The 11,605-nt window shown below is 66.1% G+C and carries 2 protein-coding genes; both read left to right on the top strand.

What is annotated here, in order from left to right:
- On the top strand, positions 1-6,213 hold a 6,213-nt coding region (locus PVZ78_RS21645), incomplete at its 5' end, for a non-ribosomal peptide synthetase (RefSeq protein WP_273829231.1).
- Positions 6,213-11,605 (top strand): non-ribosomal peptide synthetase (locus PVZ78_RS21640; protein ID WP_273829230.1); only part of this gene is annotated, 5,393 nt, incomplete at its 3' end. The genes PVZ78_RS21645 and PVZ78_RS21640, both read left to right, overlap by 1 nt.

The raw sequence follows: 11,605 nt of genomic DNA, 5'->3' as shown, positions 1-11,605 counted from the left end.
CCGCTGGATATCGAATATCCCCAGGACCGCCTGCGCTACATGATGCAGGACAGTGGTGCCTGGTTGCTGCTGACCCAGAGCCATCTGCTGGATCGCCTGCCGATTCCCGATGGTTTGCCGACCCTCAGCGTCGAAGGCGCGGCTGACTTTGCGGCTTACCCGATGACCAGCCCGGAGGTGACCCTGGCCGAGGAAAACCTCGCCTACGTGATCTACACCTCCGGCTCCACCGGCCTGCCCAAGGGTGTGGCGGTGTCCCATGGCCCGCTGGCGATGCACAGCCTGGCCACCGGCGAGCGTTATGAAATGAGCCCGGCCGATTGCGAGCTGCACTTTATGTCCTTCGCTTTCGACGGTTCCCATGAGGGCTGGATGCACCCGCTGATCTACGGTGCCAGCGTGCTGATCCGCGATGACAGCCTGTGGTCGCCGGAATACACCTACGAGCAGATGCACCGCTACGGCGTCACCGTGGGCGTGTTCCCGCCGGTGTACCTGCAACAGCTGGCGGTGCACGCCGAACGCGACGGCAACCCGCCGGCGGTGCGGGTCTATTGCTTCGGCGGTGACGCGGTGCCGCAGGCCAGTTATGACTTGGCCTGGCGCGTGCTGCGGCCGAAGTACATTTTCAACGGCTACGGCCCGACCGAAACCGTGGTCACCCCGCTGATCTGGAAGGCCAAGGCCGGCGATCCGTGCGACGCGGCTTATGCACCGATCGGCAATATCGTCGGCAACCGCAGCGCCTACGTCGCCGATGCCAACCTCAACCTGCTGCCGGTGGGCGTGGCGGGCGAGCTGTACCTGGGCGGCCTGGGCGTGGCCCGGGGCTACCTGGATCGGCCGGGGCTGACGGCCGAGCGTTTTATTCCCGACCCTTACAGCATCAGCGGTGCGCGCTTGTACCGCAGCGGCGACCTGACTCGTTATCGCACCGACGGTTTGGTGGAGTATGTGGGGCGTGTCGACCATCAAGTGAAGGTGCGGGGTTTCCGTATCGAACTGGGCGAAATCGAAGCGCGCTTGCTGGAACAGGAGCCGGTACTGGAAGTGGCGGTGATCGCCCAGCCAGGCCCGAGCGGCCAGCAACTGGTGGGCTACATCGTGCCGGTGGACGCGCAGGTTACTTCGAGCAACGAATGCCAGGCGCAGCTGCGGGAAAGCATCAAGGCCCGCCTGCGGGAAAACCTGCCGGACTACATGGTGCCGACCTACCTGCTGTTCCTCGAAGCGCTGCCGCTGACGCCGAATGGCAAGCTGGACCGCAAGTCGCTGCCGAAGGTCGATGCACAGCTGATGCAGCAGACCTATGTCGCGCCGCAAAACGAGCTGGAACAGCAGATCGCCGCCATCTGGGCCGATGTGCTGAAGCTGGAACAGGTCGGCGTGACCGACAACTTCTTCGAACTGGGTGGCGACTCGATCATCTCGATCCAGGTGGTCAGCCGTGCCCGTCAGGCCGGTATCCGTTTCACCCCGAAAGACCTGTTCCAGCACCAGACGGTGCAAGGGCTGGCCACGGTGGCGGAGCAGGGCGAGGGCGGGTTGCAGATCGACCAGGGCCCGGTGCGCGGCGAGATGGCGCTGTTGCCGATCCAGCAATGGTTCTTCGACACCCCGGTGCCGGAGCGCCATCACTGGAACCAGTCGGTGCTGCTCAAGCCGCTGAAGACCCTGAGTGCCCAGGCGCTGGAGCACGCCTTGCACGCCTTGCTCGAACACCACGACGGCCTGCGCCTGAACTTCGTCGAAGAGGGGGCCGGCTGGGCCGCGACTTATGCGCCGTCGGCGCCGGTGACTTCGGCACCGTTGGCCGCGATGCAAGCCGATGCGGTGCTGTGGCTGGCGGACCAGGTCGCTGAGGATTCGCTGCAAACCCTGTGCGACGCGGCGCAACGCAGCCTCAATCTGCAACAGGGGCCTTTGCTGCGCGCCGTGCTCTTGACCTTGCAGGACGGCAGCCAGCGTCTGCTGCTGGCGATCCATCACCTGGTGGTGGACGGCGTGTCCTGGCGGGTGCTGCTGGAAGACCTGCATCAGGCCCTGGTACAGCAAACGGCCGGGCAAACCATCAAGCTGCCGGTCAAGACCAGCTCGACCCAGGCCTGGGCCGGGCAGTTGCAGGCTTATGCCCAAAGCGCGGCGCTGCAACAGGAACTGGCTTACTGGCAGGCCCAGCTGCAAGGCGTCGAATCGGGCCTGCCCTGCGACCGGGTAACGGACCGGGTCGCGATCAAGGATGCCCTGAGCGTCAGCACCGAGCTGGACCAGGCCTATACCCAGCGCCTGTTGCAGGACGCCCCGGCGGCCTACCGCACGCAGATCAACGATCTGCTGTTGACGGCCCTGGCCCGGGTCATCACCCGTTGGACCGGTGACGCCAGCGCCCTGGTGCAACTGGAAGGCCACGGCCGTGAAGAACTGTTCGACAGCATCGACCTGAGCCGTACCGTGGGTTGGTTCACCAGCGTATTCCCGGTCAAGCTGACGCCGCAGACGGCCCTGGCCGACTCGATCAAGCAGATCAAGGAGCAACTGCGCGCGGTGCCGAACAAGGGCATCGGTTTTGGCGCCCTGCGTTACCTGGGGGATACCAATGCCCAGGCAACCCTCGCGGCCCTGGCCGTACCGCGCATCACCTTCAACTACCTGGGCCAGTTCGACGCCAGCTTCGACGAGGCCGATGCCTGGTTCGCCCCGTGTGCCGAAGCCAAGGGCGCAGACCAGAGTGCCGAGGCCCCGTTGGGTAACTGGCTGAGCATCAATGGCCAGGTCTATGGCGGTCAGTTGAAGCTGGGCTGGACCTTCAGCACACAGATGTTCGACGCCGCGACCATCCAGCGCCTGGCGGATGACTATGCCGAGGAACTCAAGGCGCTGATCGAGCATTGCAGCCAGCCGCAGCACCGTGGCGTCACCCCATCGGACTTCCCGTTGGCACGCCTGAGCCAGCAGCAACTGGATCGCTTGCCCGTGCCGCTGCCCCAGGTCGAGGACCTCTATCCGCTGTCGCCGATGCAGCAGGGCATGCTGTTCCATACCCTGTATGAGCAACAGGGCGGCGACTACATCAACCAACTGCGGGTGGACGTGGAGGGGCTCGATCCCGAGCGTTTCCGTCAGGCCTGGCAAGCGGCCATCGACCGTCACGATATCCTGCGCACCGGTTTTCTCTGGCAGGGCGAGTTGCCGGCGCCGATCCAGGTGGTGCACAAGCGCATGGCCCTGGATTTTGTCGAGCATGACTGGCGCGCCGTGGCATCGGCGGCCCAGGACCTGGACGCGCTGGCCGGGCAGGAGCGCCAGCGCGGTTTTGATCTGGCGGCGGCGCCCTTGCTGCGCCTGACCCTGGTGCGTCTCGATGACCAGCGCTATCACCTGATCTACACCAACCATCACATCCTGATGGACGGCTGGAGCAACTCGCGGCTGCTGGGGGAAGTCCTGCAAGGTTACTCGGGGCAATCGGCAGGGGCGGCGCCTGGCCGCTATCGCGACTACATCGCCTGGCTGCAACGCCAGGACGCCCAGCTCGGCGAGGCCTTCTGGAAACAGCAACTGGCGACTCTGGACGAGCCGACCCGCCTGGCCCAGGCCATCAGCCGCAGCGGGCAGGACGCCGCGGACCAAGGCTACGGGGCTTACCAGCAGCAGTTGGACGGGCAACAGACCCAGCGCTTGAGCGAGTTCGCCCGCCAGCAGAAGGTTACGGTCAACACCCTGGTGCAGGCTGCCTGGCTGCTGTTGCTGCAACGCTATACCGGGCAGGACACGGTGGTGTTCGGCGCCACGGTGTCCGGGCGTCCCGCGGAGCTTAAAGGCGTGGAGCAGCAGATCGGCCTGTTTATCAACACCCTGCCGGTGGTGGCTTCGCCGCGTCCGGACATGGCCGCCAGCGACTGGCTGCAGGTGGTGCAGGCACGCAACCTGGCCCTGCGCGACTTCGAACACACGCCGTTGTATGAAGTGCAGCGCTGGGCCGGTTTGGGTGGCGAGGCGCTGTTCGACAACATCCTGGTGTTCGAGAACTACCCGGTGTCCGAAGCCCTGGCACAAGGCGCCCCGGCGCAATTGAGCTTCGGCACGGCGGCCAACCATGAGCAGACCAACTACCCGCTGACCCTGTCGGTCTACCTGGGGCAGAGCCTGTCCTTCGACTACAGCTATGCCCGGGAGCATTTTGCCCAGGCGAACATCCAGCAACTGGCCGGCTACCTGGAGCAACTGCTCATGGGCATGCTGGCGAATCCGCAGGGCAGCCTCGGCGAACTGTCGTTGCTCGGCGCCACCGAGTGCCGGCTGATCGACGAGCAGCGCAGCCGGACCCCGGCGCGGGACCTGGCGCCGCAGTGCGTCCAGCAGTTGATCGAAGCCCAGGCCCGGCGCACCCCGGATGCGGTGGCGCTGCTGTGTGGCGACCGGCAACAGAGCTACGGCCAGCTCAACCAGCGCGCCAACCAGTTGGCCCACAAGCTGATCGAGCTGGGCATTGGCCCGGATGTCCGGGTCGGCATCGCCGTGGAGCGCGGGCTGGACATGATTGTCGGCCTGCTGGCGGTGCTCAAGGCCGGGGGCGCCTACGTACCGCTGGACCCTGAATACCCGCAGGACCGCCTGCATTACATGATGCAGGACAGCGGCATCCGCTTGCTGTTGACCCAGGCGCCACTGCTGCAACGCTTGCAGGATGGCGTAGCGGTGCCGCACCTGTGCCTGGACCAACATGAGCACAGCCTGCACGGCTACCCCCTGGACAATCCGCAGTCGCGGGCCCAGGCCGACAACCTGGCGTACGTGATGTACACCTCCGGCTCCACCGGCCGGCCCAAAGGCGTGGATATCAGCCACGCTGCCTTGAGCCAGCACGCCCAGGTTTCCCGGGATTATTTCAAGATGACCGCCGAGGACCGTGGGCTGCAGTTCTCCACCTTCAACTTCGACGCCTTCGTCGAGCAGCTATACCCGGCGCTGATCTGCGGCGCCTCGGTGGTGATCCGTGGCAAGGCGCTGTGGGACAGCGAAACCTTCTACCGCGAGTTGATCGGGCAGGGCATCAGCATCGTCGACCTGAGCACCGCCTACTGGTTCATGCTCGGCAAGGATTACGCCAGCCGCGAACCCCGTGACTTCGGGCGCCTGCGCCAGCTCAACCTGGGCGGCGAAGCCATGGCGGCCGAAGGCGTGGCCGCCTGGAAAAAGGCCGGGCTGAAGCACGCGTGCCTGCTCAATACCTACGGGCCCACCGAGGCCACGGTGAGTGTCACCGCCCATGACTGCAGCGGCTACCTGCAAGACGGCGCAACCCTGCCGAGCCAGATCCCCCTGGGCAAGGGCCTGCCGGGCCGCTCCATCTACCTGCTGGACAACAGCGGCAACCTGACCCTCAAGGGCGCCACGGGCGAGCTGATGATCGGCGGCGACCTGCTGGCCCGGGGTTACCACGATCGCCCAGGCCTGACGGCGGAGCGTTTCATTCCCGATCCGTTCAGCCAGGACGGCGGGCGCCTGTACCGCTCCGGTGACCTGGCGCGCTACGACGCCGAGGGCGTGATCGACTATGCCGGGCGTATCGACCATCAGGTGAAGATCCGTGGGTTCCGGATCGAAATGGGCGAGATCGAAGCCCGGTTGCTGGAACAGCCCCAGGTGCGTGAAGCCGTGGTGCTGGCCCAGGAGGGGGCGGGTGGTCCGCAGTTGGTGGCTTATCTGGTGGCCGCCCAGGGTGTGAGCGCAGACAGCCAGGACGATCAGGCCCGGCTGCGGGAACAACTGAAAGCGGCGCTCAAGGAAGTGCTGCCGGACTACATGCTGCCGGCCCATTTGCTGTTCCTGGAAGCGTTGCCGCTGAGCCCCAACGGCAAGCTGGACCGCAAGGCGCTGCCCAAGGCCGACGCCAGCTTGTTGCAGCAGGCCTATGTCGCCCCGCAGAGCGAGCTGGAACAACAGGTCGCGGCGATCTGGGCCGAGGTGCTCGAAGTCGAGCAAGTGGGCATGAACGATAACTTCTTTGAATCAGGTGGGCATTCCTTGTTGGTAACCGCGATGGTCTCTCGAGTCCAGCTCAAGCTTGGGCGTCAAGTCAGTGTGCAGATGGCGTTCGAATTTCCAACCCTGGGGCTGTTCGTCAGCCAGTTGCAGCAGGCCCCGGGCCAGGCACAGGGCGCCGATCTGAGCGCGCTGGAGCTGTTGCTCGACGAAATGGAGGCCGTGTAATGGATAACGCCACCGCGTTGAAGATTGTCAAAGGCTTCATCCTGCTGCCGCTGGAGAAGCGTAAGGTCTACCTGCAGAAGATGCTGGAGCAGGGCATTTCCCCGGCCAACCTGCCGATTCCGGAAGTGCGCCTGAGCCAGGAGCGCTTGCCGCTTTCCTATGCCCAGCAACGCCAGTGGTTTCTCTGGCAGCTGGCGCCGGACAGCACGGCCTATCACATTCCCAAGGCCCTGCGCCTGCGTGGTCGGCTGGACGTAGAGGCCTTGCAGCGCAGCTTCGACACCCTGATTGCCCGCCATGAAAGCCTGCGCACGCATTTCGTCGAGGATGCCGACGCGGCGCTGCAAGTGGTGCTGCCCGAGGTTCGCCTGGAAATCGCCCGCCAGACGCTGGCGGCCGATGAACGCGAGATCGACACGGCGGTGCAGGGTTTCGTGCAGACCCAGACCCGGCAGCTGTTCGATCTGCTGCAAGGGCCCTTGCTCCGGGTCGGCCTGTTGCAGCTGGCCGAGGACGACCATGTGCTGGTCCTGACCCAGCACCACATCGTTTCCGATGGCTGGTCGATGCAGGTCATGGTGGATGAACTGATGGCCCTCTACATCGGCTACAGCCAGGGGCAACAACCCCAGCTGCCGCCGCTGCCGATCCACTACGCCGACTACGCCATCTGGCAGCGCAACTGGATGGAAGCCGGTGAGAAGGAACGCCAGCTGGCCTACTGGACTGCGCAGCTGGGGGGCGAGCAGCCCCTGCTGGAACTGCCGCTGGACCGTCCGCGTCCGGCCGTCCAGAGCCATCGCGGCGCGCGCCTGGAGCTGACCCTGGAGCAGCCCTTGAGTGAAGCCCTGGGCAGCCTGGCGCAGCGCGAAGGAGTGACCCTGTTCATGCTGTTGCTGGCCTCGTTCCAGGCCTTGCTGCACCGCTACAGCGGCCAGGCCGATATCCGCGTCGGCGTGCCCATCGCCAACCGCAACCGGGTCGAGACCGAACGGCTGATCGGCTTCTTCGTCAACACCCAGGTGCTCAAGGCCGAGGTCGACGGGCAGATGTCCGTAAGCCAGCTGTTGCAGCAGGTGCGGCAGACCGCCCTGGCGGCCCAGGCCCATCAGGACCTGCCTTTCGAGCAACTGGTGGAGGCGCTGCAACCGGAGCGCAGCCTGAGCCACAACCCGCTGTTCCAGGTGATGTTCAACCATCAGGTCGAGGCCTCGGCTCCAGCGGCTGCCTTCAGCCTGCCGGGCCTGGGCATCGAAGCCCTGGACTCGGCGGGGCAGTCGGCGCAGTTCGACCTGACCCTGGACACCGTCGAGACCCAGGGCCGGATCGCCGCCTCGCTGATCTATGCGACCGATGTATTCGATGCCGCGACCATCGAGCAGATGGCCGGCCACTGGCGCCAGTTGCTGCAGGGCATGGTCCGCCAGCCAGAGCAGCGCATTGGCCAACTGCCCATGCTCGACGCCGGGGAACAGGCGCAGATCATCGCCCAGTGGAATCCGCAGGCGCAGGCATTCCCCTCGACGGCCTGCGTGCACCAGTTGATCGAGGCGCAGGCGGCGAAGGCGCCCGAGGCCATCGCCCTGACGTTCCAGGGCCAGCACCTGGACTACCGGCAGCTCAATGAGCGGGCCAACCGCCTAGCGCACAAGCTCATCGAACAGGGCGTGGGGCCCAATGTGCTGGTGGGCCTGGCGGCGGAGCGTGGCCTGGAGATGCTGATCGGCCTGCTGGCGATCCTCAAGGCCGGCGGTGCCTATGTGCCGCTGGACCCGGCCTATCCCCAGGACCGCCTGCAACACATGATGCAGGACAGCGGCATCAGGCTGTTGCTGACCCAGGAACATCTGCGCCAGGGGCTGCCGGCATTCGCCGGCACCACCCTGTTGCTCGAGCAGCCACTGGACGCCTACGCGGTGCACAACCCCGAGGTCGGGGTGACCCCACAGGACCTGGCCTATGTGATCTACACCTCGGGTTCCACCGGCAAGCCCAAGGGCACCTTGCAGCCCCATCACAATGTGTTGCGGCTGTTCGCGGCGACCGCCGACTGGTTCCGCTTCGGCCCGGAGGATGTCTGGAGCCTGTTCCATTCCTATGCCTTCGACTTCTCCGTGTGGGAGATCTTTGGCGCCCTGATGCATGGCGGGCGCCTGTTGATCGTGCCCCAGGAGGTGGCGCGCTCGGCCCAGGATTTCTACCCGCTGCTCTGCGCCGAAGGGGTCACGGTGCTCAACCAGACGCCGTCGGCCTTCCGCCAGCTGATGCACGTGGCCTGCGCCGCCGGGCAGGGGCATGCGCTGCGCTACATCGTGTTCGGCGGCGAGGCCCTGGAGGTCAATACCCTGCAACCCTGGTTCCAGCGTTTCGGCGACCGCCAGCCGCAGTTGGTGAACATGTACGGCATCACCGAGACCACGGTGCACGTCACCTACCGCCCGCTGTCCCAGGCGGACTTGACGCTGGCGGGGGCCAGCCCGATCGGCGAGTTGATCCCCGACATGTCCTGGTACCTGCTGGACGGCAACCTGCAACCGGTGCCCAAGGGCTGCATCGGTGAGCTGTATGTCGGGCGCGCCGGGCTGGCCTGGGGCTACCTGAACCGCGGCGACCTGAGCGCCGCGCGGTTTGTCCCGGACCCCTTCGGCGAGGCGGGTGAGCGCCTGTACCGTACCGGCGATCTGGCGCGTTACCAGGCCGATGGTTCGATCGGCTACATCGGCCGCATCGACCATCAGGTGAAGATTCGCGGCTTCCGTATCGAGCTGGGTGAGATCGAGGCACGCCTGCTGGAACTGCCGGCGGTACGCGAGGCGGTGGTCCTGGCCCAGGCAGGGCCGGACGGTCCGCAGCTGGTGGCCTATGTGGTGCCGGCCGGTCCGGCCTGGAACGACCTGGCCTGGAACGACGCGGCCCAGGCCGACGCGCAACTGGCGCTGCGGGAACACCTCAAGGCTGGCTTGCGCGAGCATCTGCCGGCGTACATGGTGCCGGCCCACGTGCTGTTCCTTCCGGCCTTGCCGCTGACCGCCAACGGCAAGCTCAATCGCGGCGCCTTGCCCGCCGTCGACAGCGGCTTGCTGCAGCGCGCCCATGTGGCCCCGCGCACCGAGCTTGAAGCGCAGGTGGCCGGGATCTGGGCCCAGGTGCTGAAGCTGGAACAGGTCGGCCTGAGCGACAACTTCTTCGAACTCGGCGGCCACTCGCTGCTCGCCACCCAGGTGATGTCGCGGTTGCGCCAGGACCTGGGCATCGAGGCGCCGCTCAAGCGGCTCTTCGAAGGCGAGTCGCTGGAAGACTTCGTGCGCCTGCTGGGAGCGGATACCTCGGCAGCGCTGGAAGCGATTCCCCTGGTGGATCGCCAGCAGCCCCTGGCGGTCTCCTATGCCCAGGAGCGCCAGTGGTTCCTCTGGCAGCTGGATGCCGACAGCAGCGCCTACCACATCCCCATGGCCCTGCGCCTGCGCGGCGCCCTGGATGAGGCGGCGTTGCAGAGCAGCTTCGATGCGCTGATCGCTCGCCATGAAACCCTGCGCACGCGCTTTGTCGAGGGCGCCCAGGGCCTGACCCAGGTGATCGAGGCCCAGGCCCGCTTGCGGATCGACCAACAGGACCTGTCCTTGCTGGTGGAGCCCGGCAACGCCGAGCAATTGATCCAGCAGGTGCTCGAGACCCAGGTACGCCAGGCCTTCGACCTGCGCCAGGGGCCTTTGCTGCGCGCGACCCTGGTGCGCCTGGCGGCGGACGAGCATGTGCTGGTGCTGGTGCAGCACCATATCGTCTCCGATGGCTGGTCGATGCAACTGATGGTCGAGGAGCTGATCCAGCTGTATGGCGCTCATGCCCAGGGGCAGCCGGCCGAGTTGCCGGCGCTGGCGGTGCAGTACGCGGACTACGCGGCCTGGCAGCGGCAGTGGATGGACGCCGGCGAACGCGAGCGGCAATTGGGCTACTGGCTGCGGCAACTGGAAGGCGGCACCCAGGTGCTGGACTTGCCACTGGACCATCCGCGTCCGTTGCAGCAAAGCCACCGTGGCGCGCGCCTGGGCATCAGCCTGGACGGCGCGTTGCCGGGCGCCTTGAAACAACTGGCGCAGCGCGAAGGGGTGACCCTGTTCATGCTGTTGCTGGCCTCGTTCCAGGTGCTGCTGCACCGCTACAGCGGCCAGGCCGATATCCGCGTCGGGGTGCCCACCGCCAACCGCAACCGGGTCGAGACCGAGCGCCTGATCGGCTTCTTCGTCAACACCCAGGTGCTCAAGGCCGAGGTCGACGGGCAATCGAGCTTCAGCGACTTCCTCGCCCAGGTCAAAGGCCGTGCCCTGGAAGCCCAGGAGCATCAGGACCTGCCTTTCGAGCAATTGGTGGAAGCCCTGAACCCGGAGCGCAGCCTGAGCTACAGCCCGCTGTTCCAGGTGCTGTTCAACCATCAGGCCGCTGCCCGTCAGGGCGCCCGGGGCCTGGAGGTTCCCGGCTTGCAGGTGGAGATGCTCAGTGGCGAGGAGAGCAGTACCCAGTTCGACCTGAGCCTGGACACCTTCGAGTCCGAGGACGGTCTCTGGGCATCGCTGACCTACGCCACCGACCTGTTCGAACCCTCGACCATCGAGCGCCTGGCCCAGTCCTGGGTGCAGTTGCTGCAGGGCATTGTCCAGCAACCCCGGCAACGCCTGGGGGACTTGCCGCTGCTGGCGGCCTCCGAGCAGAACAAGCTGCTGCACGAATGGGCCCCGGCGTCGGTCGAGTTTCCGAGTGAGCACGGTGTGCATCAACGGGTCGAGGCCCAGGCGCGGAAAAACCCTGAAGCCGAAGCCCTGTTGTTTGCTGGGCAAAGCCTGGACTACCAGGCACTCAATGCCCGGGCCAACCGCCTGGCGCACAAGCTGATCGAGCTCGGTGTCGGGCCGGAAGTGCGGGTCGGCGTGGCCATGCAGCGCACCCCGGAGATGGTCGTGGCGCTGTTGGCGGTGCTCAAGGCCGGTGGCGCCTATGTGCCGCTGGACCCGGATTACCCACAGGATCGCCTGGCCCATATGCTGCGCGACAGCCAGGCACAGATCCTGCTGACCGAGAGCGCGTTGCTGTCGTTGCTACCGGCTGTTGAGTCCTTGCAAACCCTGCAACTGGATGCCCAACCGGGCTGGCTGGACGCTTATTCGCCGGACAATCCAGCGCCGCGAGCGACCGCGGACAACCTGGCCTATGTGATCTACACCTCGGGTTCCACCGGCTTGCCTAAAGGCGTGGCGATTGCCCATCGCAACGTGCTGGCGCTGATCGACTGGTCGAGCCGGGTGTACAGCGCCGATGACCTGCAAGGGGTGCTGGCCTCGACCTCGATCTGCTTCGACCTGTCGGTGTGGGAGCTGTTCGTCACCCTGTCCAGCGGCGG

The organism is Pseudomonas sp. SBT1-2 (genome assembly GCF_028640875.1).
In the GTDB taxonomy this organism is placed as follows: domain Bacteria; phylum Pseudomonadota; class Gammaproteobacteria; order Pseudomonadales; family Pseudomonadaceae; genus Aquipseudomonas; species Aquipseudomonas chlororaphis_I.
Note: the sequence above shows the minus strand (reverse complement) of the source record. Positions and strands in the feature narration are given on the sequence as shown.